This window comes from Aurantimonas sp. Leaf443 (genome assembly GCF_001425575.1).
Classification (GTDB): Bacteria; Pseudomonadota; Alphaproteobacteria; order Rhizobiales; family Rhizobiaceae; genus Leaf443.
Genome location: NZ_LMRD01000002.1, coordinates 11896 through 35037 on the forward strand (window position 1 = coordinate 11896; position 23142 = coordinate 35037).

Consider the following 23142-nt stretch of genomic DNA (forward strand, 5'->3'; position numbering starts at 1 on the left):
GACAGGCGCGGCGGCGAGGCAACCGTCGTCGCCCGGAGTGAACAGATAGCGGGGGGGCGCCGAAGGGCAGGCGCTATTTGCGTGGACGGCGCACGATCGTCAGCGTCCCGGCGGATGCAGGGCGAGGCGCCCGCGCTCCGCCTGCGCCTCGAAGAAGCGCCGCTCGGCCTCGAACCGGTGACCCGGCCAGCCCTCGAAGCCGAAGCCATAGGCCTCGATCCGCTCGCCGGGCGCGACCCGCTCCAGCGCCCAGAGAAGCCCGATCAGCCCGGTGGACGGCGCCGCCATGCCCCGCTCGGGCCGCGCATAGCCGATGACGCGGCAGGCCTTGAGGAAGAGGCGCGCCGGCAGGATCTCGACCGTCCGGCCGCCTTCGGCCGCAAGCCGCGCCAGCGCCTCGCCCGCGTGGTTGCGCCCGTCCGGCTCGGCGCGCTCGGCCGCGGTCAGCGGCGGGTCGTAGGCGTCGTCCTTGTCGGGATGGATCGGCAGGAGGATCGCCGGCGCGGCGCTCACCTGCGGGCGCTGTTCGAACTGCGGGTCGTCCAGCCACTCGCGCATCTGCCCGCCGCAATTGACGAGGAAGAGATGCGTGACGCGCCGCCCGGTCGCGGCGCCGAACCCGTGGGCGTTGTTGAAGCGCAGGACGGTCCCGCAGGCGTCGATGGCCTCGGCGGCGCCGCTCTGGCCGGGGGCGTTGCCGACGAGGCAGATGGTCATGGGTCCGTCTCCGGGAGGGCGGGGCGCAAGGGGAGCGCCCCGCCGAAGGTGGGGCGGCGCGCGAACCGGACCAGCGCCGGGATCGCGGCGAAGCCTTGCGCCGTTCTGCGGGGGACGGGGAGGCGCCGCGACATGGCCGAGGATCATCCGAGAACCCCGGACGGGCGCTACTTCGTGGTGCGCGGCCGGCTGTGGCGTCTGTCGAACCCGGCGCTCGGCGAGGAGGAGCGGGCGCGCCTCGTCTCAAGCCTCATGGCCGCGCGCCGGGCCGTGCGCGAGGCCGCCGGCGATCCGCCGGCCCTTGCGAAGGCACGGGCGCGGGTGGATGCGGCCAAGCGCGGCCTCGGAGAGCGCGGGCCGGTCTGGTGGCGGGACGGCGCGCCGGACCTGAACCGGCACATGGCGCGCAACACGCCCTATGCCGCATGGTACGAGGGGCTCGGGCTGGAGGACTGATACCGCCGCGCGTTGGGAAATGACCCATCTTGGCCTTTCCCGCGCGGCGGCAGCCCGCGCGGCGTCTTAGCGTTTCCCGGCACCGCATGGAGGGACCCGAAGGGGCACTTCATAAGCGGGCCGGTATGACGCCTGCCCTCAGGCCGCGACGCGCCCGATCGACCAGGGCAGGTCCTCGCCGCCGCGATAGACGACGACCTCGGTGTCCTCCACGGCCACCGCCGCGGGCATGCGGCCGGGCCGGCGCAGGAGTTCGATCGTGCCCGCGTTCACGGGGATGCCGTGGAAGTTCGGCCCGTTCAGCGAGGCGAAACCCTCGAAATGGTGCAGCGCGCCTTCCTCCTCGAAGACCTGGACATAGGTCTGCAGCGCCGTCGGGCCGACGAAGAGGCCGGCGCAGCCGCAGGCCGCTTCCTTGTCGCCGCGCCGGTGGGGCGCCGTGTCCGTGCCGAGGAAGAAGCACGTCTCGCCCGAGGTCGCGGCCTTGCGCAGCGCGAGGCGATGGCGCTCGCGCTTGGCGACGGGCAGGCAGTAGAGATGCGGGCGCAGGCCCCCCTGGAAGATCGAGGTGCGGTTGATCGTCAGGTGGTGCGGCGTGATCGTGCCGGCGACGCGGGGACCGTGCGCCCTGACGATGTCGAGCGTCTCGGCCGTCGTGATGTGCTCCAGCACGACCTTCAGCCCCTGATGGCGCTTCAGGAGCGGCAGCAGCGTCTCCTCCATGAAGATGCTCTCGCGGTCGAAGATGTCGGTCGCCGGATCGGTCGCCTCGCCGTGGATGGAGAGGGCCATGCCGATCCTCTCCATGCGCTCCAGGACGGGGGCGAGCGCCGCGATATCGGTCACGCCGTGATGGGCGTTGGTCGTGGCGCCCGCCGGGTAGAGCTTGGCGCCGAGCCAGACCTGTTCGGCAAAGCCCGCCTCGATCTCGTCGGGGCGCGTCGTGTCCGTGAGGTAGCAGGTCATCAGCGGCTTGAAGTCCGAGCCTTCGGGCCGCGCGGCGAGGATGCGCTCGCGATAGGCGCGCGCGGCCGAGACGTCCGTCACCGGCGGCACGAGGTTCGGCATGACGAGGGCGCGGGCGAACTGGGCGGCGGTGTGCGGCAGGACGGCAGCGAGCATCGCCCCGTCGCGGAAATGCACGTGCCAGTCGTCGGGGCGGCGGATGGTCAGCGAAGCGGGCACGGCGGCGCTCATCGGGCGGTCCTCGAGGTCTGTTTCGCGGGATCGCCCCGCTTTGGCACGAAGCGCCGCGCTCCGGAAGCCTCAGGCGCCCGTCATGGCGCAGAGAAGCTCGAACAGGATCGTGGCGCCGGTCAGCGCGGTCAGCCCCGTCGGATCGAGGGGCGGGGAGACCTCGACAATGTCGGCGCCCGCGATCGTCACGCCCTTCAGAGCCCGCACCAGGGCCTGCGCCTCGCGCGTCGTCACGCCGCCGATCTCGGGCGTTCCGGTGCCGGGCGCGAAGGACGGGTCGATAATGTCGATGTCGAAGGAGACATAGGCCGGCGCCGCCCCGACGAGCGCGCGCGCCTCCTCCATCACGTCGGCGATCCCGCGCGCCGCGAGCTCCTCGATGAAGACGATGCGGATGCCCTCGGCCTTGGCGAAATCGTAGTTCGAGGCATCCGAGATGGCGCCGCGGATGCCGATCTGGATCATCCGCTTCGGATCGAGCAGACCCTCCTCGACGGCCCGGCGGAAGGGCGTGCCGTGATTGTAGCGGTTGCCGAAGAAGCTGTCATAGGTGTCGGAATGGGCGTCGAAATGGATGAGGCCGAGCGGCGTGCCGGGCGAGATGCCGCGCAGGATCGGCAGCGTGACCAGATGGTCGCCGCCCGCCGTCAGCGGCCTTGCGCCGGCGCTCGCGATCTCGCGGAAGAAGCGCTCGATTCGCTCCAGGCTGTCGGCGGGGTCGACGGGGTTCACCGGCGCGTCGCCGCAATCGGCGATGCGGGCGCGCTCGAAGGGCGAGAGGCCGCTGACGTGATGGACCGGGCGCACGAGGCTCGACTGGTTGCGGATCTCGCGCGGCCCGTGGCGCGCGCCCGTGCGGTTCGTGGTGCCGCCGTCGAAGGGCACGCCGACCAGCGCGATGTCGACCTCGGACGGGGCCGCCAGCGGCAGGCGCATGAAGCTGGCGGGGCCGGCGAAGCGCGGCACCGTGCCCGAATCGAGCGGGCGGAACGGGGTCTCGAAGCTCATGCCCGGCGACCTCGGCCGGGCGCTGCGCATCGGGGCCGGAAACGGGGGAGCGGCATGTCTGTCCTCCTGCGCGGAAGGCCCGCCGATCGGCGCGATCGCGAAAGGCCCGCCCCTGTTGGATAGAACGCCCGCGCCGCGCGAGAAAGGCCTCTTGCATCGAAGCGCCGATGGCCGGCATGTGACGCCCGACCGCGACACCCACGAGGCGACCCCATGTCCGACGAACAGAGCCCGGACGGCAGCAATCGCGAGGCGCGCGCCGCGCTCTTCGCCCATCTCGAACGGCTCGGCATCAAGACGCGCACGGTGGAGCACGAGGCGCTCTTCACCGTCGCGCAGTCGCAGGCGCTGCACGAGGCGGTGGCGGGCGGCCACACCAAGAACCTCTTCGTGAAGGACAAGAAGGGCCAGCTCTTCCTCATCGTCGCCGAGCAGGCGACGGCGGTGGACCTGAAGAACCTGCACAAGGTGATCGGCGCCTCCGGCCGCCTCTCCTTCGCCTCGCCCGAGCAGATGCGTGCCCATCTCGCCGTCTCGCCGGGCTCCGTCACCGCCTTCGGCGTGATGGCGGACAGGGCCGGGGCGGTGCGGCTCGTTCTTGATGAGCGGCTGACGATGCACGATATGGTCAACTGCCATCCCATGACCAACGAGGCGACGACGACGATCGCCCGCGACGATCTTCTCGCCTTCTTCCGGTCCACCGGGCACGAACCGCTGGTCGCCGACCTCAGCGAACGACAGGACGCAACCGCATGAGCGACAATCGATACGGCGCCGCCCAGGGCGGCTATGGCGCGCAGACCACGAGCGCGATCGGCGGCGGCAAGCCGGCCGTCGCCGGTTTCGGCGCCGCGCCGGCCGCGCCCGCCGGCGATCTCGTGAAGGACACGACGACGGCGAGTTTCGCGGTGGACGTCGTGCAGGAATCGCGCCGCCAGCCGGTGCTCGTCGATTTCTGGGCGCCCTGGTGCGGCCCCTGCAAGCAGCTGACGCCGATCATCGAGAAGGCCGTGAAGGCGGCCGGCGGCGCGGTGAAGCTCGTGAAGATGAACATCGACGACCATCCCTCGATCGCCGGCCAGCTCGGCGTGCGCTCGATCCCGGCCGTCTTCGCCTTCGTCGACGGCCAGCCGGTCGACGGCTTCATGGGCGCGCTGCCCGAGAGCGAGGTGAAAGCCTTCATCGAGCGCCTGACCAAGGGGCGCGGGGGCGACCCGATCGCCGAGGCGCTGGAGGAGGCGAAGGGCCTTCTGGCGGCCAAGGATCTCGGCGGCGCGGCCGAGCTCTTCGGCGCCATCCTCCAGCACGAACCGGGCCACCAGGGCGCGAGCGCCGGCCTTGCCGAATGCTACATCGCGGCCGGCGACACCGAACGCGCCAGGGCGCTGGTCGACGCCCTGCCCGAGGCGCCCGGCGAGGACGCCGCGCTCTCGGCCGTGCGCACCAAGCTGAAGCTCGCCGCCGAGATCGCCCATCTCGGCGATCCCGTCGCGCTGCAGGCGCGCATCGAGGGCGATCCCGACGACCATCAGGCCCGCTTCGACCTCGCGCTCATCGCGCAGGCGAAGGGCGAGCGCGATGCCGCCGCCGGCCATCTCCTCGAGATCATCCGGCGCGACCGCGCCTTCGACGACGACGGCGCGCGGCGCAAGCTCCTGGAATTCTTCGAGGTCTGGGGTCCGATGGACCCGGCCACGCGCGAGGCGCGCCGGCGCCTCTCCTCGCTCCTCTTCGCCTGAGGGCCAGCGGGGCGCCGGGCGAGGAGCCGGGCGCCCTGCGGCCGTTCGGCTCAGCCTCTGCGCCGGGGCCTTGAGTTCGCCGCCGCGTGCCACAGATCACCACGGGTCACGGAGGCCCGAATTGGTTCACGCCGGGAATTACAATTACACGGGCGAGGCCGACCTGCCGAAGACGATCCCCGTCTTCCCGCTGTCGGGCGCCTTGCTCCTTCCGGGCGGCCAGATGCCGCTCAACATCTTCGAACCGCGCTATCTCGCGATGATCGACGAGGCGATCCGCGGCGACCGGCTGATTGGCATGATCCAGCCGCGCCTCGACGGCGCCTTGCGGCCGGACGGCGAGCCGGAACTGTGCGCCGTCGGCTGCGTCGGTCGCATCACCTCCTTCGCCGAGAGCGGGGACGGTCGCTACGTCGTCAACCTCACCGGCGTCGTGCGGTTCCGCGTGCTGGAGGAACTGGAGAGCCGCGAGCCCTTCCGCGTCTGCCGCATCGCGAGCTTCGTCGCCGATCTCGACCTCGGGCTCGGCGCCGGCGAGGTGGACCGCGACAGTCTCCTGACCGCCTTCCGCGACTATCTGGAGGCCAACCAGCTCGAGGCGGACTGGGAGAGCGTGTCGCGCTCCTCGACCGAGACGCTCGTCAACGTGCTCTGCATGATGATCGCGCCCAACGGCCCGGCGGAGAAGCAGGCGCTGCTCGAGGCGCCCGACCTTCGCACCCGCGCCGAGACGCTCGTCGCCATCACCGAGATCAGTCTCGCGCGCGAGGCCGGCGAGGACGGGCCGACCCGCACGCTGCAATAGATGTCCATGGACCAGAAACGCCCCCGCCGGCCCGACCCGAAGCTGCTCGAGCTTCTGGTCTGCCCGCTGACCAAGGCCTCGCTGACCTACGACCGCGAGCGAAACGAGCTGGTCTCCACGGCGGCCAAGCTCGCCTTTCCGATCCGCGACGGCATCCCGATCATGCTCCCCTCCGAGGCGCGCGTCCTCGACTGAGAATGGCGGGCCGCCGAAACGCGGCCGCGTCTCCTCGGGGATGTCGCCTTTATCTGGCGGGCGCGGCCGGCGCCGCGCCGGGCGCGCGGGCCTGAAGCTTCAGAACCACGTCGTTCTGGGCGAGCACGAGGGCGCGGATGCACTCCGCCTCGGCACCTTTGCCCTGTGCCGTGCGGGCGGCGTCGATCTGCGCCTTGGCGCCGGACGTGTCGATCCCGTCGCCTTCGGCCTCCTTCACCAGCGCCTCGATCTGCGGCAGCGCCTCCGCGCAGGACGGCGTCTCCTGCGGCTCGCCCATGCCGGGGGGCGCATATTGGGCGCGGGCGGCACCGCCCGACGCGAGAGCGATGGCGAGGCCGAAAGCGGCGGCCCGAAGGCTGAAGCTGGCATGCATGGCGTTTATTCCTCCATCGCCGCGACGGCGGGCCCCGAGCGTCCGAAGGGATCGGGGCGGCAGCGTCGCGACCGTCGGGCACGCGCCGACGGCGGCGCGGCCCTTGTCCCGGTGTCCGCCTGCGATGAACGCCAAGACGGGCCCGCCCGCAAGCGGCAAGCGGGCGACGGGAGGGCGCGCCGCCCCAACGATCGCGTGTTCAGGGGGCGAGGCCGCAGACGAGCGCGAGGCACACGGCGAGCGACAGGGCGAAGAGGACGCGCTCGGCGACCGGCGCGCGACGCGCCTCGGCATAGCGCGCGAACCGGGCCTCGCGGGCGCTGGGCGCGGACTCGCTCTGCGCGCAGATATCGCGACCCATCAGATGCCCTCGCCGTCGCGCCCGCTCGACGGATCGGTCGAGATCCGCGAGGAGACTTCGCCGCCGAGGACGAGATAGGCGATGAAGGGCCGCACCGCGAAGTCGATCGCGCCCATGAGAAGGGCGAGGAGCAGCGGCAGGCCGAAGAGCGAAGCGACGAAGGCGACGAAGAGCGAGCCGAAGGCGCGCGAGCGCAGGACCGCCCGGCGCCATTTCGCCCCGCCCGGCGCGAGCGCCCCGTACCAGATGGCCGCAAGCCCCGAGAGCGCGCCCTCCTGCGCGGCGGCCGGCACCGGCGCCGCCTCGTCCTGCACCGGCGCGACGCCCGTCTCGCGCACCACGCCGAGCGCCACGGTCTCGTTGGAGAGCGGATCGATGAGGATGAGCGAGCCGAGTTCCCGGTTCTCCTCGTAGCGCGTGGCGACCGGCGGGCGCTCGAAGGCGAGCGTCACGCGGCCGATCTCGTTCATGAGGAGCGTGTTGGCGGGGCGGCGCTCGTAGGAATGGATGTCGACGCTCTCGTCGAGCGTCCTCACCGTCGCGGGCGTCTGCGCCGAGCCGAGCTTGGCCACGAGCCGGCCGCCGGCCACGAGCGGACGGTCGACCATCCAGAGGATCTCGGCCACGACCTGGCGCTGCGGCGCGGCCGTGTCGCCGTCCGCCACCAGCACGTCGCCGCGCGAGACGTCCACCTCGTCGGCGAGCGTCAGCGTCACGGCCTCGCCCGCGCCCGCCTCGTCCACCCAGCCGTCCGGACCGTAGAGGCCGGCGACGCTGGAGCGCCGGCCGCTCGGCAGGACGGTGATCGCCGCCCCCTTGGCGATGCGCCCGCCGACGATGGTGCCGGAGAAGCCGCGGAAGTCGAGATTCGGGCGGTTCACCCATTGCACCGGCAGGCGGAAGGGCTCGGCGCCCGCGTCGAAGGTCTGCGGCGTCGCCGTCTCGAGATGGCCGAGCAGCGTCTCGCCCTCGTACCAGGGCGTGTTCGCCGAGCGCGTCGTGATGTTGTCGCCGTTCTTGGCCGAGAGCGGGATGAAGGCCACGTCGGTGAAGCCGAGCCCGGGCAGGATCGCCCGATAGCCCGCCTGGATCGCCTCAAAACGCTCCTGCGAGAACTCCACGAGGTCCATCTTGTTGACGGCCACGACGATGCTCTTGATGCCGACGAGCGAGGCGATGAAGGAGTGGCGCCGCGTCTGGGGCAGGATGCCCTTGCGCGCGTCGACGAGGATGATCGCAAGCTCCGCCTGGCTCGCGCCCGTCGCCATGTTGCGCGTGTACTGCTCGTGGCCCGGCGTGTCCGCGATGATGAAGGCACGGTTGGCCGTGGAGAAGTAGCGATAGGCGACGTCGATCGTGATGCCCTGCTCGCGTTCGGCCGAGAGGCCGTCGACGAGGAGCGCGAAGTCGAGATCGGCGCCGGTCGTGCCGAACTTGCGGCTGTCGCGCGTCAGCGCCTCCAGCTGGTCCTCGTAGACGGCGCCGGTCTCGTAGAGGAGACGGCCGATGAGGGTCGACTTTCCGTCGTCCACCGAGCCGCAGGTGATGAAGCGCAGGAGCGAGGCCGCCGGCGAGACGAGCGGCGCCATATGCGCCTGCGGATCGACGATCGCGCCCCCGTCCGGGGCGGGACCTGCGAAGCGCGCGTCCTCGGCGAGGACGGCGGGCGAGGGGGAGCCGGCGGCGGCCGGGGCGCTCGCGGGGTCGAGCGGCGAAGGCTTGGGCGCGAGGGCGCTGGTCATCAGAAATAGCCTTCCTGCTTCTTCTCTTCCATCGAGGCGCCCGAATCCTGGTCGATCACCCGGCCCTGGCGCTCGGAGGTGCGGCTGTCGCGCATCTCGGAGATGATCGCGCCGAGATCGCCGGCCGAGGATTCCACCGCGCCCGTCAGCGGGTAGCAGCCGAGCGTGCGGAAGCGCACCATCATCGTCTCGACGCTTTCGCCCGGCCGCAGTTCCATGCGCTCGTCGTCGCGCATGATGAGCGCGCCGTCGCGCTTCACGATCGGGCGGGGGGCGGCGAAGTAGAGGGGCACGACGGGGATGTTCTCGAGCGCGATATAGTCCCAGACGTCGGCCTCGGTCCAATTGGACAGGGGGAAGACGCGGAAGCTCTCGCCCGGCTTCTTGCGCGTGTTGAACAGGCGCCAGGGCTCGGGACGCTGGTTCTTGGGCTCCCAGCGGTGCTCGGCCGAGCGCAGCGAGAAGACGCGCTCCTTGGCGCGGCTCTTCTCCTCGTCGCGCCGGGCCCCGCCGAAGGCCGCGTCGAACTTGTACTTGTCGAGCGCCTGCTTCAGCGCCTCGGTCTTCATCACGTCGGTGTGGACGCGGCTGCCGGAGGCGAAGGGGTTCACGCCCGCGCGCACGCCCTCCTGGTTGATGTGGACGATGAGGTCGAGCCCGAGCTCGCGGGCGCGCCGGTCGCGGAACTCGATCATCTCGCGGAACTTCCAGGTCGTGTCGACATGGAGAAGCGGGAAGGGCGGCTTGCCCGGCGCGAAGGCCTTCATGGCGAGATGCAGCATGACCGCCGAATCCTTGCCGATGGAATAAAGCATCACCGGGTTCTCGGCGGTGGCGGCGACCTCGCGCAGGATGAAGATCGACTCGGCCTCGAGCCGCTGCAGATGGGTCATGGGCTTCATGGAACACGTCCTCGTCCGGGCCGCGGAAGAGCCGCGGCGGCGGATGGCGAAACGGGCGCGGGAGAACCCGGCGCCCGCGAAGGGAAAGGGGAGGGATGGCCCAAGGGCGGGCGGACCTGGGCCCGGCCGGCCGTCAGATGCCGGCGCCGTCCACGATGTCGCCGCCATTGGCGACGGCCGTCGCGTCCGCGACATGGAGCCCGCATTCGCGCTTGGTCTCCTCCTCCCACCACCAGCGGCCGGCGCGCTCGGGCTCGCCGGGGCGCAGCGCCCGCGTGCAGGGCGCGCAGCCGATGGAGAGGAAGCCCTTGCCGTGCAGCTCGTTGACCGGCACGCCCTCGCGCGCGGTGAAGTCGGCGACGCGGGCCCGGCTCCAGTCGAAGATCGGATTGGCCTTGATGAGCCGGCGCTGCCCGTCGAAGGAGACGAAGTCCATGCCCTCGCGATTGGCCGACTGGTCGGCGCGAAGGCCGGTGATCCAGCCCGCCGCGCCGTCGAGCGCGCGCTTCAGCGGCTCCACCTTGCGCACGCCGCAGCAGGCCTTGCGGAACTCCGGCGCATAGTAGAATCCGTCGATGCCCTGGTCCTCGACGAGGGCCTCGAGGCTTTCCGCCTGCGGATACTTGGCGTGGATGCGCCGGCCGTATTTCTCCTCCGTCTCGCGCCACACGGCGTAGGTCTCGGGAAAGAGACGGCCGGTGTCGAGCGTGACGACGTCGATCCTGATGTCGTTGGAGAAGATCAGATGGGTGATCATCTGGTCCTCGATGCCGAGCGAGGTGGTGAAGACCAGCTTGCCCTTCACCTGCTCGCGCAGCATCCTCAGGCGCTCCAGCGGGTCGACGCCCGCGAAGGCGGCGTCGAGCGTCTCGGCGAGGAGCTTGGGATCCTGGATCATGGGAAATCAGCCTTTCCGCGCCGCGAGGCGCTTCTGAAGGATGCTGTCGCCGGTGCCGTAGCCCGTCTGATAGTGGTCGCGCACGATGGTGCGGGCCGCCTCCCACTGCGCGGCCGGCTGGCGCGCGGCGGAGGGCTCGGGCAGTTCCACCTCGTCGAAGCCGCAGGCCAGCGCCTCGGCGAACTGGTCGGCGATCAGCGGGCCGCTAGCGCGCAGCGTGCCGGAAAAGCCGGCGCGGCGCAGGCGCCTGGCAAGGCTCAGGCCCCGCCCGTCCGAGAAGGACGGGAAGGCGACGGCGATGAGATCGACGCTGCCGAGATAGGGCTCGAGCGCAAAGACCGGCGTGTCGTTGGAGACGATGAGCCCGATCGGCGCGTTGCGCCGGTCGGCGAGCGCGGCCTCCACGACGGTCAGCGGAACGAGGATGGGCCCCGAGGCCAGCGACAGATCCGCCGCCGTCTCGACCCTGGCATAGGCGTCCGCCGCCTCGCCGCCCTGCGTGATCAGCATCGTCATTGCGCGGCCTCGCTCGTCGTCTCCGCCTTGCCGACGAAGGCCTGGAAACCGGACTTGAAGGGCTCGAGCCCGGTGCGGCGCAGCGTGTCGAGGAACTCCTCGCCCGGCCGGCGTTCGGCGAGATAGACCGCGACGATCGCCTCCACGGCGCCCGGCACGTCCTCGGCGTCGATGCCGGGGCCGAGGCGCTCGCCGAGCGCTGCCTTCTCGGTGGCATCGCCCCCGATGGTGATCTGGTAGTTCTCGCGCCCGCCCTTCTCGAGGCCGAGAATGCCGATGGCGCCGACGTGATGGTGGCCGCAGGCGTTGATGCAGCCGGAGATCTTGATCGGCAGATGGCCGATCTCGCGCTGGCGCTCCTCGTCGGCGAAGGCCCTGGCGATCTCCTGCGCGATCGGGATCGACTTGGCGGTGGCGAGCGCGCAGTAGTCGAGGCCGGGGCAGGCGATGATGTCGGTGACGAGGCCGGCATTGGCGCTGGCGAGCCCCGCCGCCTTCAGCGCCGCATGGACCGCCGGCACGTCGTCGAGCCGCACATGCGGCAGGACGAGGTTCTGGTTGTGCGCCACGCGCAGCTCGTCGAACGAATAGCGCTCGGCGATGTCGGCGAAGGCCTCCATCTGGTCGGCGCTCATGTCGCCGGGCACCTCGCCGACGGCCTTCAGCGCCACGGTCAGCGCGATATAGCCGGGCTGGCGATGGGCAAAGCCGTTCTGGTCGACGAAGCGGTCGAGTTCGCGGTCGGCGGCGCGGGCGCGCTCCAGAGCCACGCTCGTTTCCGGCAGGGTCTCGTAGGCGGGCGGGGCGAAATAGGCCGCGATGCGCGCGACCTCCTCCTCCGGCGCGTTCACGCTCGGGCCGTTCATCGCGGCATATTCGGCCTCGACGCGGCGGCGGAACTCCTCCTCGCCCGTCTCGTGGACGAGGATCTTGACGCGCGCCTTGTACTTGTTGTCGCGCCGGCCTTCCGCGTTGTAGACGCGCATGACGGCTTCCAGATAGGCGAGCAGCTCGTCCTTGGGCAGGAACTCGCGCACCACCTTGCCGATCATCGGCGTGCGGCCGAGGCCGCCGCCCACGATCACCTGATAGCCGACCGCGCCCGCCTCGTTGCGGCGGATCTTCAGGCCGATGTCGTGGACGAGGATCGCCGCCCGGTCGTGCTCGGCGCCGGTGACGGCGATCTTGAACTTGCGCGGCAGCCAGGAGAATTCCGGGTGCAGGCTCGACCATTGCCGGATGAGCTCGGCGGTCGGGCGCGGGTCCTCCACCTCGTCGGCGGCGACCCCGGCGAACTGGTCGGAGGTCACGTTGCGGATGCAGTTGCCGCTCGTCTGGATGCAGTGCATCTCGACATCGGCCAGGAGATCGAGGATCTCCGGCACGTCCTTCAGCTTCGGCCAGTTGAACTGCAGGTTCTGGCGCGTGGTGAAGTGGCCGTAGCCCTTGTCGTAGTCGCGCGCGATGCGGGCGAGCTGGCGCAGCTGGCGCGAGCGCAGCGTGCCGTAGGGCACGGCGATGCGCAGCATATAGGCGTGGAGCTGCAGATAGAGCCCGTTCTTCAGGCGCAGCGGCTTGAACTCGTCGTCGGACAGCGACCCGTCGAGGCGGCGCTCCACCTGGCTGCGGAACTGCGCGACCCGGTCGCGCACGAAGCGCTCGTCGAACTCGTCGTAGCGATACATCTCGTCTTCCTTCAGCGGCTCGGGCGGCGAGCCCCGGTCATGCGTCTCGTCGAGGGGCGGGAGCGGGAGCCCCTGCGGGCACGCCGCGCAACGGCCGCGGGCCGTCAGGGGCGCGGGCCGAACTCGGCCTGCTTGCCCATGTCGGGATGGATGGAGGGCCCCTTCTGGCGGATCGCCTCGCGGAAATGCAGGGCGCGGGCGAACCCGTCCGCCTCGATCGCCACGGGCACCAGATAGGGCTCGACGATGAGGTTGGCAGCCGCGGCCGCCTTGCCTTCCGCCTCCATCGCCTCGGCCTCCTCCGCGGACTGGCCGACGCGGGCCGCGCGCGGATCGCGCGTCCAGCCGTCGACGCCCAGATAGACGACGTCGCCCTCCAGGAGATCGTTGCCCGAGAGGATGACGGGAAGCTGCGGCCCCTTGCTCTTGGGCGTCGCCTTCGGCCCAGCCTTGATGTCGCGTGCCATGGTCGTTGTTCCCGGCCCGTCGCGGGCCCGTTTCGAAGCGGATCGCCGATGCGATGACGGCCCGGCCGGCCGGAAAGCCGACCGCCCGAGTTTGTAGACGCTCTAACTAGGCCTGTCTGCCCGCCGCCGCCGCGTACGGCTTTGCGAATTGTGCGCCCGCCGCGAAAGATTTTGCTCCGCCACGCGCGGCGTCGCCCCGAGCGACGCCGAAAGACCGGTCATCGCCGCGCGGAGCGCGCCGTCCGTTTCGCCGTGCTCAAGACTTTTCGTAAAATGCGATGGATCGGCAGGCAAATAAAAACCATCTAAAGTCATCGCGTCTCGCAGATGGCAGATGCGTAAAATGCGATATATTGCAGAATGCAGTCGTTCCGACTTGGCGCGCTATCCCTGTTCTCGAAGCAGACACAAGCAAGCTTCGAACGAAAACGGGGAAAATACAATGGTTTCGATCAACTCTTCCGCCACGCTCGCCATCCGTAATCTTCAGTCGATCACCAAGTCTCTGGCCGAGACGCAGGGTCGCATGACCACCGGCTTCAAGGTCCGCTCGGCCAAGGACAACGCCTCGGTCTGGCAGGCTGCGACGACGCTGCGCTCGGAGATCAAGACGAGCTCGGCCATGTCCGCCAAGCTCGACGGCGTCCAGGCCGCCGCCGACATCGCCGTCGTCGGCGTCGACACGATCGTCGACACGCTTGGCGCGATGAAGTCGAAGCTGACCGCCTACGGTCTGGAAAGTGACACCGACCGCAAGGCGATCCTTCTCGTCGACATTAACGCCCTGAAGCGCGAGATCATCACGACGATCTCCGCCGCCGAGTACAACGGCGCCAACTGGCTTGACGGCTCGGCCACGACCATCAGCTACAGCGCGACCTTCGAGGCCGATGGCGACGAGGAAAGCACCTCCTTCACGCTGACCAACCTCAAGACATCCCTGTCGACGCAGACCACCGACATCACGGATTTGTTGACGATCGACACGACGACCGAGATCGACGCGATCAACACGGCGATCGATGTGAAGATCAAGGCGGCGAAGCTCTACTCATCGCAGATTTCGGGCCTCAGCAGCCGCATTACCTCGCAGCAGGACCTTCTCCAGAAGATCGCGGACGTGAAGGAGACGGCGCTCGGCTCGCTCGTCGACGCCGATCTGGAGGAGGAGGCCGCCAAGGCCNACCTCGCAGCAGGACCTTCTCCAGAAGATCGCGGACGTGAAGGAGACGGCGCTCGGCTCGCTCGTCGACGCCGATCTGGAGGAGGAGGCCGCCAAGGCCAGCGCGCTCCAGGTCAAGCAGCAGCTCGCCTATCAGGCGATCTCCATGTCCAACGCTTCCACGCAGAACATCCTGCGCCTCTTCCAGTAAGGCCGGCTCGCGGCGCGAGCGTCTCCCCGTCGCGAAGCGTCGCGACCGGACTTGCTGCAATGCCCCCGGTGCCGAACGGCGCCGGGGGNCTTCCAGTAAGGCCGGCTCGCGGCGCGAGCGTCTCCCCGTCGCGAAGCGTCGCGACCGGACTTGCTGCAATGCCCCCGGTGCCGAACGGCGCCGGGGGTTTTCTTGCGTGCAGCGTCGAAGAAGGGCCGCAGGGCAGTGCGTGCTGACCAGAACTCGCCGCCCGATCCGTTAGTTGCCGCCGCGCGGAGGGCGCCGTCAGTTTCGCCGCGCTCAAGATTTTTCATAAAATGCAACGGATCGGCAGGCAAATAAAAACCATCTAAAATCATCGCCTCTCGCAGATGCCGGATGCATAAAATGCGAGATATTGCGGAATGCAGTCGTTCCGACTTGGCGCGTTATCCCTGTTCTCGAAGCAGACACAAGCAAGCTTCGAACGAAAACGGGGAAAATACAATGGTGTCGATCAACTCTTCCGCCACGCTCGCCATCCGTAATCTTCAGTCGATCACCAAGTCTCTGGCCGAGACGCAGGATCGTATGACCACCGGCTTCAAGGTTCGCTCGGCTAAGGACAACGCCTCGGTCTGGCAGGCCGCGACGACGCTCCGCTCGGAGATCAAGACGAGCTCGGCCATGTCCACCAAGCTCGATGCCGTGAAGACCGCCGCCGATGTCGCTCTGGTCGGCATCGACACGATCACCGAGACCCTCGGCGACATCAAGTCCAAGGTCACGGCTTACTCGCTCGAAGGCGACACGGGCAGAAAAGCCGTCATCGCGCTCGATATTGCCGCGCTGCAGAAGCAGATCGTCACGACGATCGCCGCGGCCGAGTATAACGGTGCCAACTGGCTCGACGGCTCCGCCACGAGCATCAGCTACAGCTCGACCTTCGAGGCCGACGGCGACGAGGAAAGCACGAGCTTCACCCTCACCGATTTCGAGGACAAGGTGACGAACAGCGCCATCCATGACGATGCCGACAATACCAAGGACATCACGACGTTCGTCACGACCTTCACCGCGACGGATATCGCGAAAGTCGATGGCGTGACGAACATCAACGCCGACATCGACACCTACATCAAGGCGGCGAAGCTCTACTCGGCACAGATTTCGGGCCTCAGCAGCCGCATCACCTCGCAGCAGGACCTTCTCCAGAAGATCGCGGACGTGAAGGAGACGGCGCTCGGCTCGCTCGTCGACGCCGATCTGGAGGAGGAGGCCGCCAAGGCCGGACTTGCTGCAATGCCCCCGGTGCCGAACGGCGCCGGGGGCTTCCGGCGTTTTCCCGGCCGCCGTTTACCATTCCTGAAGAAAGACGCGGGGCGCGGCGGTTCGTTCACAGGTTCGTTCGCGTTTGGCCGCTATGGCTGGACGAGACGACCTCAAAACTCCGCCTGAGCCAAGGCGGCCGGACCGAAGACGCGCCATGACGGCTGACCCGAAACCCCCGATCCCCTTCACGCCGCGGCGGCGGCCGACGCTGGCCGCCCTGCCGGCCCTGCCACCGCTCAGTCCGAAGGTCGAGACGGTTCTGGCCCTGTTTCGCTGAGGAGCCGGTTCGCCAATCCGGCGCTCGGCCGCGTTGACGAACCGGCTCGCAGGATCCGCCATCCGCCCCGTGCCGCCCGCGACGCGCCTCAGATCGGCTCGCCGCGCAGGAGCCGCGGTGCGCCCGTGTCGCCGCGCCCCGCCGCTTCGCCGATGAAATAGCCCTTCAGCATCGGCGCCCGGTCGACGAGCGACAGGCCGAAGCCGCGCGCCGCCCGCAGGAGCGGGTTGTCGTTGGAGAAGAGGCGGTTGAGCACGTCCGTCGTCAGCCCCATGCGCACCGTGTCGAAGCGGCGCCAGCGCTGGTAGCCTTCGAGGACGTCGATCGAGCCGATGTCGAGGCCGAGGCGCGCGGCTTCCACCACCGTCTCGGCGAGCGCCGCCGCGTCCTTGAAGCCGAGATTGAGACCCTGGCCGGCGATCGGATGGATGCCGTGCGCGGAATCGCCGGCAAGCGCGATGCGCGGGCGCACGAAGTCGCGCGCGAGCGTCAGCCCGAGCGGGAAGGCGCGCCGGCCTCCCTCCAGCGAGAGGGCGCCGAGCTTGTGGCCGAAGCGCTGCTCCAGCTCCAGCTCGAAGAGCATGTCGTCGGCCGCCACCAGCCGCTCGGCCTCGCGGGTGGATTCGGTCCAGACCAGGGAGGAGCGGTTGCCGGTCAGCGGCAGGATGGCGAAGGGGCCGGAGGGCAGGAAATGCTCCTCGGCCCGGCCGTGATGGGGGCGCTCGTGGCGCACCGTCGTCACGATGCCGGACTGGCCGTAATCCATCGAGACGGTGCGGATGCCGGCCATGGCGCGGATCCTGGAATGGAGCCCGTCGCAGGCGACGAGGAGCCGGGCGCGCAGCGTGTCGCCGCCCGAAAGCGTCACCTCGACGTCGCCGGGGCCGATATCGAGCGCGGAAACGGCGCTCGCTCCGCGAATCTCGATGCCGAGCGCCTGCGCTCGCTCGCGCAGCGCCCCGTTCAGCGCCACGTTCGGCACCATATGCGCGAAGGGCTCGCCAGGGGCGGCCGTGTCGCCGAAGGTGAGGAAGGTCGGGCGTACGGGATCGGAGCGGCGCGAGTCGGTGACGATCATCTCGGTGATCGGCTGCGCCTCGCGCGCGATCTGCGGCCATACGCCGAGTTCCTCCAGCATGCGCACGGCCGCCGCCGCGATCGCCGAGGCGCGCTCGTCGCGCCGCCAGACCTCGCCAGGCGCCGCGTCCACCACCGCCACCCTCATCTGCGGCGCGGCCTGCGCGATCGCCACCGCGACGGTGAGGCCGACATAGCCGGCGCCCGCGACGAGAATGTCGAGGACTTGCGGGGGGGCCTTGTCGGTCATGGTCTGTCGCGTCCCGTTGCTCAGGGGGCGGGGCGCTCGCGCGCGGCCGCCGGTGCGACCACACTTGGAACGCCGATGCCCCGCCTGCAAGCGCGCGCCCGCCATTTCGGCGTGGCGCCGCGTCGCAAGCCGGGTCGAGAGCGTCCGGGCGACCCCGGGGCCGGCCTACTTCTTCTTGTTGCCGGTCTGCCCTTGCGCGATCGCCGTGTAGGGGATGTCGAAGGCCGAGTTCTGGATGTCCGTGCCCTGCTGCACGTCGTAGATCATCACCGTCGTGTCCTTCCCCTGGCCGTCGCGGATGGTCCACTGCTTCAGCTCGTAGGATTTGGGATCGAACATCATGGTGATGCGCGAGGAGCCGAAGATCGAGCGGTCGCCCATGACGATCGTGGTGAGGTCCGGCTCCTCCTTCACGCTCTGGATGTTGGCGGCCGAGAGGTCGATGCGCTGGTCGAGCAGGAGCTTCAGCGGCGTCTTGGAGAGCGGGTAGAGGTCCCAGGTGTTGAGCTTGCGGTTGTTGATCGCGACGTTGTTGCCGTCGGCGATCACGCGCAGCGGCGTGCCGGAATAGTCGAAGCGCACGCGGCCCGGGCGCTCGATGTAGAACTTGCCCTCGGTCTGCCGGCCGCCCGGATCGAACTGCATGAAGGTGCCGCTCATCGAGCGCACGCTGGAGAAGTGGTCGGCGATCTTCTGCGCCGTGGCGCTGGCCTGGGCGCTGGCGGGCGTCGGCAGGCTCACGGCCCCGAGACCGGCCGCCCCGAGGGCGAGGCCGAGCGCCAGGGCGGCTCTCGCGGTGAAGGGGGCGGGCTTCGTCGTCTTTGCCATCGTGGCGGTCCTCGCGTTCGTCATGCGTCCCTTGCCGTCGGTCCGGGGCTCGAGGGCGCCGTGCGCCCCGAGGCGCGCCCCGAAGAGAAGAGGGCGCCGGACCTCTCGACCCCGCGCCCGCCTTCAATGTCGTGTGTCATTCTCCGACGGCAATGGGGCGGCCCCAAGACGGGGCTTCACATTCTGTCGCCTTCCGTCGGCACGAGGATCTCGCGCTTGCCGGCATGGTTGGCAGGGCCGACGATGCCCTCCTTCTCCATGCGCTCGATGATCGAGGCGGCGCGGTTGTAGCCGATGCCGAGGCGCCGCTGGACGTAGGAGGTGGAGGCCTTGCCGTCGCGCAGCACCACGGCGACCGCCTGGTCGTAGAGATCGGCCGATTCCTCGCCGCCGACCGCACCCGAACCCGCGCCGCCGCCGGAGGCGGCCGCCTCGGCCTCCTCCTCCTCGTCGACGAGGATCGCGTCGAGATAGTCCGGCGCCCCTTGCGCCTTCAGGTGCTTGACGATCTCCTCCACCTCGCCGTCGTCGACGAAGGGGCCGTGCACGCGCTGCGTGCGCCCGCCGCCGGCCATGAAGAGCATGTCGCCCATGCCGAGCAGCTGCTCGGCGCCCTGTTCGCCGAGGATGGTGCGGCTGTCGATCTTGGACGTCACCTGGAAGGAGATGCGGGTCGGGAAGTTCGCCTTGATCGTGCCGGTGATGACGTCGACCGAGGGGCGCTGCGTGGCCATGATGACATGGATGCCGGCCGCGCGCGCCATCTGCGCGAGGCGCTGCACGGCGCCCTCGATGTCCTTGCCGGCCACCATCATCAGGTCGGCCATCTCGTCGATGATCACGACGATGTAGGGCAGCGGCTGGAGGTCGAACTCCTCGGTCTCGAAGATCGGCTCGCCGGTCTCGCGGTCGAAGCCGGTCTGCACGGTGCGCGAGATCGTCTCGCCCCGTTCCAGCGCGGCGGCGACGCGCGTGTTGAAGCCGTCGATGTTGCGAACGCCCACCTTCGACATCTTGCGGTAGCGGTCCTCCATCTCGCGCACGGTCCATTTCAGCGCGACGACGGCCTTCTTCGGGTCGGTGACGACCGGCGAGAGGAGATGGGGGATGCCGTCGTAGATCGAGAGCTCCAGCATCTTCGGGTCGATCATGATGAGCCGGCACTCGGCCGGCGTCATCCGGTAGAGGAGCGAGAGGATCATCGTGTTGATCGAGACCGACTTGCCCGAGCCCGTCGTGCCGGCGACGAGAAGATGGGGCATCTTGGCGAGATCGGCGATGACGGGCTCGCCGCCGATCGTCTTGCCGAGCGCCAGCGCCAGCTTGCCCTTGTTCTGCTGGAAGACCTCCGAGCCGATCATCTCGCGGAAATAGACCGTCTCGCGCCGCTGGTTCGGCAGTTCGATGCCGATGGCGTTCTTGCCGGGAATGACGGCGACGCGCGCGGCGATCGCCGACATCGAGCGGGCGATGTCGTCGGCAAGGCCGATGACGCGCGAGGACTTGATGCCGGGCGCGGGTTCCAGCTCGTAGAGCGTGACGACGGGGCCGGGGCGCACCTCGATGATCTCGCCCTTGACGCCGAAATCCTCGAGCACGCCTTCGAGAAGGCGGGCGTTCTCCTGGAGCACTTCCGGAGACAGGGTCGAATCCTTGCCGCGGGGCTTGGGCGGCGTCAGGAACTCGACGGAGGGCAGCTCGAACCGGCCGGGATCGAAGGCGTGCGTCGACGGCTTCAGGGCCACCGCGCGGCCCGAACCCGTGCGCAGGCGCTGCTGCTCGGCCGAGACCGTGCCGGACGAGACGGCGCGCGCCGCCTCGCCGCCGTGAAGGGCGGGCGCCGAGGCGCGGGCGGCCGGGGCGGCGGCAGGCATCGGCGCGCGCGGCGCGTCCTCGGCGCGGCCCGGGCGACGGCCGGGAAAGGCGACGATGTTGGCGGCAAGGCCGCGCCAGCCGCCGGCGGGCGCCTCGTCCTCGTCCTCGTCCATCGGCGCGGGCGCGTCGGCGCGCGGCACGATCGCGGGGCCGGCGCGGTCCGGCGCGCCGGTGAGGCGGCCGTCGTCCTCGGGCGCCTCGTAGCCGAGTTCATCCTCGAAGGGCGCGTCGTAGGGCGCGTCGAGAATCTCGCCGGTCTGCGGATCGAAGGCCTCCGGCGCGTCCGCGACGTCCCAGGGCTCGGGGCCGCCGGCCGGCAGGGCCTCGCCCGGCGCCGCGAAGGGCTCGGCCTCGAAGGAGGGTTCGCGGCGCTCGTGGAAGGCGGCGGGCACGGGCATCTGCGAGGGCCGGGGCGGGGCGAGGGTCGGGGTGGCGCGCGAGCGCACGCCCTGCGGCATCACCGTGTCCTGCAGGCGCCCGACGGGCGCGGCACGCTCGGCCGGACGGCGCGCGGCGGGCTCGCCGTCGAGGGCGCCGGCGCCGAAATAGGGCGTGCCGCTGCGAAGGGCGGGCTCGGCGCGCAGCGCCGGTTCCTCGCGCAGGACGGGCGCGGCCGGCGCGGGGGCCTCCTGGCGCATCGCGGGCTCGCGGCGCTCCGTGACGGTGGCGGCGCGGGGCGGGACGGCGTCGAACGCGTCCTCGTCCATCGGATCGACATAGGTGTCGGCGAAGGCGGCGGGTGCGGTGACGCGGATGGTGCGGGCGCTGCGCGGGGTCGGCGCCAGGACGGGCTCCTCCTGCCAGTCGCGGAACGTGTCGCCGAACTCGGGCTGGTCGCGGCGCGGGGCGCGGGTGGCGGCCTTGCGGGCCAGGGCCGAGCGGGCGGAATAGGCGAGATGGGCGAGGGCGCCGAAGGCGAGCGCGAAGCGGCCCTCGCCTTCGTCCTCCTCGTCCTGCGTGGCGGCGGGCAGGCGCGCGCCGTCCTCGAGGCGCGGCTTGGCATGGCCGACGAAGCCCGCCCCGTTGGCGCAGAGCCAGAGCGCGGGCACGGCCAGCACGGCGGCGACGGCCATGCCGAAGGCGCCGGCCGGATAGACGCCGGTGACGAGGGCCGGGATCTTCAGGACGAGATCGCCGGCGACGCCGCCGAGGCCGATCGGCAGGGGCCAGCCGGCGGGCGCCGCGAAGCAGCCGATGGCGCCGGCGCCGAGCACCGCGCCGCCGAGCGCCTGCCAGGCGCGGCGCCAGATCTGGTCGACCCGCCGGCCGGCGATGAGCATCAGCCCCCAGACGGCGGGGAAGGCCACGACGAGCGCGGCGCCGAGCCCGAAGACCTGCATCAGGATGTCGGCGACCGCCGCCCCGGTGGCCCCGCCCCAGTTGTCGATGCCGTTCTGGTTGGACTGGCTGAAGGACGGGTCCGTCACCGTCCAGGTGGCGCAGGCGATGCCGAGGAAGATCGAGACGCCGATCAGCGCCGTCGCCCCGCCGATCTCGCCCTGCCGCCGCATGAAGGAAGTGGTGCCGCCCTTGGCCGTGGAGATCGCCATATGCCCCTGCCGTCGCTTTGTGCCGAAATCCGAGCCGGATTCGGACGCATGTTTGCGGCCAAGGCTAGCGGCGACGTGGTTAAGGGGTGGTTTAGACGGCGCCTTCCGGCGGCCTGCGCGCCGCGCCGGACCTGCTGCCCGACCCGCCGCGCGACAACCGCAGATTGAAATCGGGTTTGGTTCCGATCCGGCTAAGGAAACAGGAAGATATCCTTAGGGGATCCTTAATGGATCGCCGCCTAAACAGAAGGCGAAGCATTGCCAATAACGTCGAGGTAAAGATGAGCGGCGATCAAAGCCTGAGCGATCGGCTCTGGTTCATGGACTTCGGCGACGCCGACAAGGAATTGGCCCGGCGGCATGGTCCCGCCCTCCAGGCAAGCATCGCGGTAGGCCTCGACGCCTTCTACAAGAAGGTGCAGGAGACGAACGAGCTGGGCGGTTTCTTCCGGGACGCCGAGCATCTTCAGCGCACCAAGTCCGGGCAGGCCAAGCACTGGGCCGAGCTCCTGACCGCCAAGCTCGACGACGACTATCTCGGCCATGCCCGCTCCATCGGCCAGGGCCATGCCCGAATCGGGCTGGAGCCGCGCTGGTACATGGGCGGCTACGCCGTCGCGCTCGGCGCCATGATCGCCAATCTCACCGAGCGCCTTCCGGGCCGCAGCCGCTTCTTCCGCCGCTCGAAGAATACCGAGGACGGCAAGGTGATCGCGCTTCTGGTGCGCCTTGCCATTCTCGACATGGACATCGCCGTCTCGACCTATATCGACGCCCTGCAGGCCGAGCGCGACCGGGTCGACGAGGAGCGCCGGGCGCTCGCCCGCGAGCAGGCCCGCCAGCTCGAGCAGGCCTCGGCCGCCATGGAGGAGATGAGCGCCAACATCCGCCAGACCGCCGACAACGCCACGCGCACCGAGACGCTCGCCGTGGCCGCCGCGCGCAATGCCGGCGAGAGCGGCGAGGCGGTGGAACGCTCGGTGGAGGCGATGCGCACCATCGCCGGCAAGATCCGGGTCGTGGCCGAGATCGCGCGCCAGACCGATCTCCTGGCGCTGAACGCGGCCATCGAGGCGGCCCGCGCCGGGCAGAACGGCAAGGGCTTCGCCGTGGTGGCGAGCGAGGTGCGCAAGCTCGCCGAGCGCGCCGGAGTCGCGGCCGCCGACATGGACAGGCTCACCGACGAGGCGGTGGGCATCGCCGAGACCGCCGGCGGGCGTCTCGCCGCCCTCGTGCCGGACATCCAGCAGACCTCCGTCCTCGTCGCCGAGATCTCGGCCGCCTGCCGCGAGCAGACGATCGGCTCGGACCAGATCAACGACGCCATCCAGACGCTCGACCGGATGAGCCAGGAAGGCCTTTCCGACGAAGGCGTCCGCGGCCCCGGCCATCGCGCCGCGCGCCCCGGCGCCCCGGCGCCCGCGCGCCGGCCCCTCGCGCTCGCCTCCTGACACGCGGGCGGCGCGCCACCCTTCCGAGCGCCCGAAACGAGAAAGGCCCCGGCGGAGCGATCCGC

22 protein-coding genes and 2 pseudogenes are annotated in these 23142 nt (G+C 70.2%); 10 read left to right on the forward strand and 14 right to left on the reverse strand.

The features are described 5' to 3' along the window. Positions 1–99 precede the first annotated feature (99 nt). Positions 100–717: a hypothetical protein gene (locus ASG48_RS03655; protein ID WP_055845492.1), complete on the reverse strand. Its 618-nt coding sequence runs from the start codon at positions 715–717 to the stop codon at positions 100–102. Positions 718–849: 132 nt separating this feature from the next. Here ASG48_RS03655 and ASG48_RS03660 point away from each other — a divergent pair, with 132 nt between their 5' ends. After that, the gene (locus ASG48_RS03660; protein ID WP_055845495.1) at positions 850–1173 is read left to right on the forward strand and encodes a hypothetical protein; all 324 of its coding nucleotides are present in this window, start codon (positions 850–852) and stop codon (positions 1171–1173) included. Between the two features lie 138 nt (positions 1174–1311). Here ASG48_RS03660 and pyrC read toward each other — a convergent pair whose 3' ends face one another. Together pyrC and speB are read right to left on the reverse strand one after the other, a co-directional pair. Then, on the reverse strand, positions 1312–2370 hold the full coding sequence (gene pyrC / locus ASG48_RS03665; protein WP_055845499.1) for a dihydroorotase: 1059 nt from the start codon (positions 2368–2370) through the stop codon (positions 1312–1314). A gap of 69 nt (positions 2371–2439) precedes the next feature. Then, a complete protein-coding gene (gene speB / locus ASG48_RS03670; protein ID WP_055845802.1) occupies positions 2440–3378 on the reverse strand; it encodes an agmatinase in 939 nt (312 codons plus the stop codon). 213 nt (positions 3379–3591) lie between these two features. On the opposite strand from speB, the gene ASG48_RS03675 reads away from it, so the two are divergent. From ASG48_RS03675 to ASG48_RS03690, 4 genes are all read left to right on the forward strand, one after another. Continuing rightward, positions 3592–4137, forward strand: a complete 546-nt coding sequence (locus tag ASG48_RS03675; RefSeq protein WP_055845502.1) for a prolyl-tRNA synthetase associated domain-containing protein — start codon at positions 3592–3594, stop codon at positions 4135–4137. Continuing rightward, a complete protein-coding gene (gene trxA, locus ASG48_RS03680; RefSeq protein ID WP_055845504.1) occupies positions 4134–5120 on the forward strand; it encodes a thioredoxin in 987 nt (328 codons plus the stop codon). Before ASG48_RS03675 ends, trxA begins: the two co-directional genes overlap by 4 nt. Positions 5121–5241: 121 nt before the next feature. After that, entirely contained in the window at positions 5242–5925 is a 684-nt protein-coding gene (locus ASG48_RS03685) for an LON peptidase substrate-binding domain-containing protein (RefSeq protein ID WP_055845508.1), read from the forward strand. A gap of 6 nt (positions 5926–5931) precedes the next feature. Further along, positions 5932–6120: a Trm112 family protein gene (locus ASG48_RS03690; RefSeq protein ID WP_055845805.1), complete on the forward strand. Its 189-nt coding sequence runs from the start codon at positions 5932–5934 to the stop codon at positions 6118–6120. 49 nt (positions 6121–6169) lie between these two features. Here the strand turns inward: ASG48_RS03690 and ASG48_RS03695 are convergent, their stop codons facing one another. The 8 genes from ASG48_RS03695 to ASG48_RS03725 all read right to left on the reverse strand — a co-directional run bounded on the left by ASG48_RS03695 (position 6170) and on the right by ASG48_RS03725 (position 13085). Continuing rightward, complete coding sequence (locus tag ASG48_RS03695; protein WP_055845510.1) at positions 6170–6514, reverse strand: hypothetical protein; 345 nt, start codon at positions 6512–6514, stop codon at positions 6170–6172. Between the two features lie 199 nt (positions 6515–6713). Continuing rightward, positions 6714–6875, reverse strand: a complete 162-nt coding sequence (locus tag ASG48_RS18150; RefSeq protein WP_156381441.1) for a hypothetical protein — start codon at positions 6873–6875, stop codon at positions 6714–6716. Next, the gene (gene cysN / locus ASG48_RS03700; RefSeq protein WP_055845513.1) at positions 6875–8617 is read right to left on the reverse strand and encodes a sulfate adenylyltransferase subunit CysN; all 1743 of its coding nucleotides are present in this window, start codon (positions 8615–8617) and stop codon (positions 6875–6877) included. The genes ASG48_RS18150 and cysN overlap by 1 nt, the downstream gene beginning before the upstream one ends. Further along, a complete protein-coding gene (gene cysD / locus ASG48_RS03705; protein ID WP_200939563.1) occupies positions 8617–9564 on the reverse strand; it encodes a sulfate adenylyltransferase subunit CysD in 948 nt (315 codons plus the stop codon). The genes cysN and cysD overlap by 1 nt, the downstream gene beginning before the upstream one ends. An 88-nt stretch (positions 9565–9652) precedes the next feature. Beyond that, entirely contained in the window at positions 9653–10417 is a 765-nt protein-coding gene (locus tag ASG48_RS03710) for a phosphoadenylyl-sulfate reductase (protein WP_055845519.1), read from the reverse strand. Positions 10418–10423: 6 nt separating this feature from the next. Further along, a complete protein-coding gene (locus ASG48_RS03715; protein WP_055845521.1) occupies positions 10424–10933 on the reverse strand; it encodes a DUF934 domain-containing protein in 510 nt (169 codons plus the stop codon). Further along, positions 10930–12618: a nitrite/sulfite reductase gene (locus tag ASG48_RS03720; protein WP_055845524.1), complete on the reverse strand. Its 1689-nt coding sequence runs from the start codon at positions 12616–12618 to the stop codon at positions 10930–10932. Before ASG48_RS03720 ends, ASG48_RS03715 begins: the two co-directional genes overlap by 4 nt. A 104-nt stretch (positions 12619–12722) precedes the next feature. Further along, on the reverse strand, positions 12723–13085 hold the full coding sequence (locus ASG48_RS03725; protein WP_055845526.1) for a DUF2849 domain-containing protein: 363 nt from the start codon (positions 13083–13085) through the stop codon (positions 12723–12725). Between the two features lie 442 nt (positions 13086–13527). On the opposite strand from ASG48_RS03725, the gene ASG48_RS18570 reads away from it, so the two are divergent. The 3 genes from ASG48_RS18570 to ASG48_RS18920 all read left to right on the forward strand — a co-directional run. Continuing rightward, positions 13528–14268: flagellin (locus ASG48_RS18570; protein WP_210168284.1), on the forward strand; the 741-nt coding region annotated here is incomplete at its 3' end. A 676-nt stretch (positions 14269–14944) separates the two neighbouring features. Then, positions 14945–15895, forward strand: a complete 951-nt coding sequence (locus ASG48_RS03730; protein ID WP_055845530.1) for a flagellin — start codon at positions 14945–14947, stop codon at positions 15893–15895. Positions 15896–15923: 28 nt separating this feature from the next. Beyond that, on the forward strand, positions 15924–16046 hold the full coding sequence (locus tag ASG48_RS18920) for a hypothetical protein (protein WP_280137997.1): 123 nt from the start codon (positions 15924–15926) through the stop codon (positions 16044–16046). A gap of 88 nt (positions 16047–16134) precedes the next feature. Here ASG48_RS18920 and ASG48_RS03735 read toward each other — a convergent pair whose 3' ends face one another. The 3 genes from ASG48_RS03735 to ASG48_RS03745 form a co-directional block, all read right to left on the reverse strand. Continuing rightward, positions 16135–17373, reverse strand: coding sequence for a ubiquinone biosynthesis hydroxylase (locus ASG48_RS03735; RefSeq protein WP_055845532.1), 1239 nt, complete (start codon positions 17371–17373; stop codon positions 16135–16137). Positions 17374–17538: 165 nt separating this feature from the next. Beyond that, a complete protein-coding gene (locus ASG48_RS03740) occupies positions 17539–18201 on the reverse strand; it encodes an outer-membrane lipoprotein carrier protein LolA (RefSeq protein WP_055845808.1) in 663 nt (220 codons plus the stop codon). 176 nt (positions 18202–18377) lie between these two features. Continuing rightward, entirely contained in the window at positions 18378–21626 is a 3249-nt protein-coding gene (locus ASG48_RS03745) for a DNA translocase FtsK (protein WP_055845535.1), read from the reverse strand. A 281-nt stretch (positions 21627–21907) separates the two neighbouring features. Here ASG48_RS03745 and ASG48_RS18705 point away from each other — a divergent pair. Next, a pseudogene (locus ASG48_RS18705) lies at positions 21908–22393 on the forward strand (protoglobin domain-containing protein); the annotation flags it as partial. A 54-nt stretch (positions 22394–22447) separates the two neighbouring features. Further along, positions 22448–22981: pseudogene (locus tag ASG48_RS18710) on the forward strand (methyl-accepting chemotaxis protein); the annotation flags it as partial. Positions 22982–23142: the final 161 nt, after the last annotated feature.

Bases quoted from the DNA above. Each gene is read 5' to 3' on its own strand.
- ASG48_RS03655 (WP_055845492.1), bottom strand. From the start codon at position 717: ATGACCATCTGCCTCGTCGGCAACGCCCCCGGCCAGAGCGGCGCCGCC.
- ASG48_RS03660 (WP_055845495.1), top strand. From the start codon at position 850: ATGGCCGAGGATCATCCGAGAACCCCGGACGGGCGCTACTTCGTGGTG.
- pyrC (WP_055845499.1), bottom strand. From the start codon at position 2,370: ATGAGCGCCGCCGTGCCCGCTTCGCTGACCATCCGCCGCCCCGACGAC.
- speB (WP_055845802.1), bottom strand. From the start codon at position 3,378: ATGAGCTTCGAGACCCCGTTCCGCCCGCTCGATTCGGGCACGGTGCCG.
- ASG48_RS03675 (WP_055845502.1), top strand. From the start codon at position 3,592: ATGTCCGACGAACAGAGCCCGGACGGCAGCAATCGCGAGGCGCGCGCC.
- trxA (WP_055845504.1), top strand. From the start codon at position 4,134: ATGAGCGACAATCGATACGGCGCCGCCCAGGGCGGCTATGGCGCGCAG.
- ASG48_RS03690 (WP_055845805.1), top strand. From the start codon at position 5,932: ATGGACCAGAAACGCCCCCGCCGGCCCGACCCGAAGCTGCTCGAGCTT.
- ASG48_RS03695 (WP_055845510.1), bottom strand. From the start codon at position 6,514: ATGCATGCCAGCTTCAGCCTTCGGGCCGCCGCTTTCGGCCTCGCCATC.
- ASG48_RS18150 (WP_156381441.1), bottom strand. From the start codon at position 6,875: ATGGGTCGCGATATCTGCGCGCAGAGCGAGTCCGCGCCCAGCGCCCGC.
- cysN (WP_055845513.1), bottom strand. From the start codon at position 8,617: ATGACCAGCGCCCTCGCGCCCAAGCCTTCGCCGCTCGACCCCGCGAGC.
- ASG48_RS03710 (WP_055845519.1), bottom strand. From the start codon at position 10,417: ATGATCCAGGATCCCAAGCTCCTCGCCGAGACGCTCGACGCCGCCTTC.
- ASG48_RS03715 (WP_055845521.1), bottom strand. From the start codon at position 10,933: ATGACGATGCTGATCACGCAGGGCGGCGAGGCGGCGGACGCCTATGCC.
- ASG48_RS03720 (WP_055845524.1), bottom strand. From the start codon at position 12,618: ATGTATCGCTACGACGAGTTCGACGAGCGCTTCGTGCGCGACCGGGTC.
- ASG48_RS03725 (WP_055845526.1), bottom strand. From the start codon at position 13,085: ATGGCACGCGACATCAAGGCTGGGCCGAAGGCGACGCCCAAGAGCAAG.
- ASG48_RS03730 (WP_055845530.1), top strand. From the start codon at position 14,945: ATGGTGTCGATCAACTCTTCCGCCACGCTCGCCATCCGTAATCTTCAG.
- ASG48_RS18920 (WP_280137997.1), top strand. From the start codon at position 15,924: ATGACGGCTGACCCGAAACCCCCGATCCCCTTCACGCCGCGGCGGCGG.
- ASG48_RS03735 (WP_055845532.1), bottom strand. From the start codon at position 17,373: ATGACCGACAAGGCCCCCCCGCAAGTCCTCGACATTCTCGTCGCGGGC.
- ASG48_RS03740 (WP_055845808.1), bottom strand. From the start codon at position 18,201: ATGGCAAAGACGACGAAGCCCGCCCCCTTCACCGCGAGAGCCGCCCTG.
- ASG48_RS03745 (WP_055845535.1), bottom strand. From the start codon at position 21,626: ATGGCGATCTCCACGGCCAAGGGCGGCACCACTTCCTTCATGCGGCGG.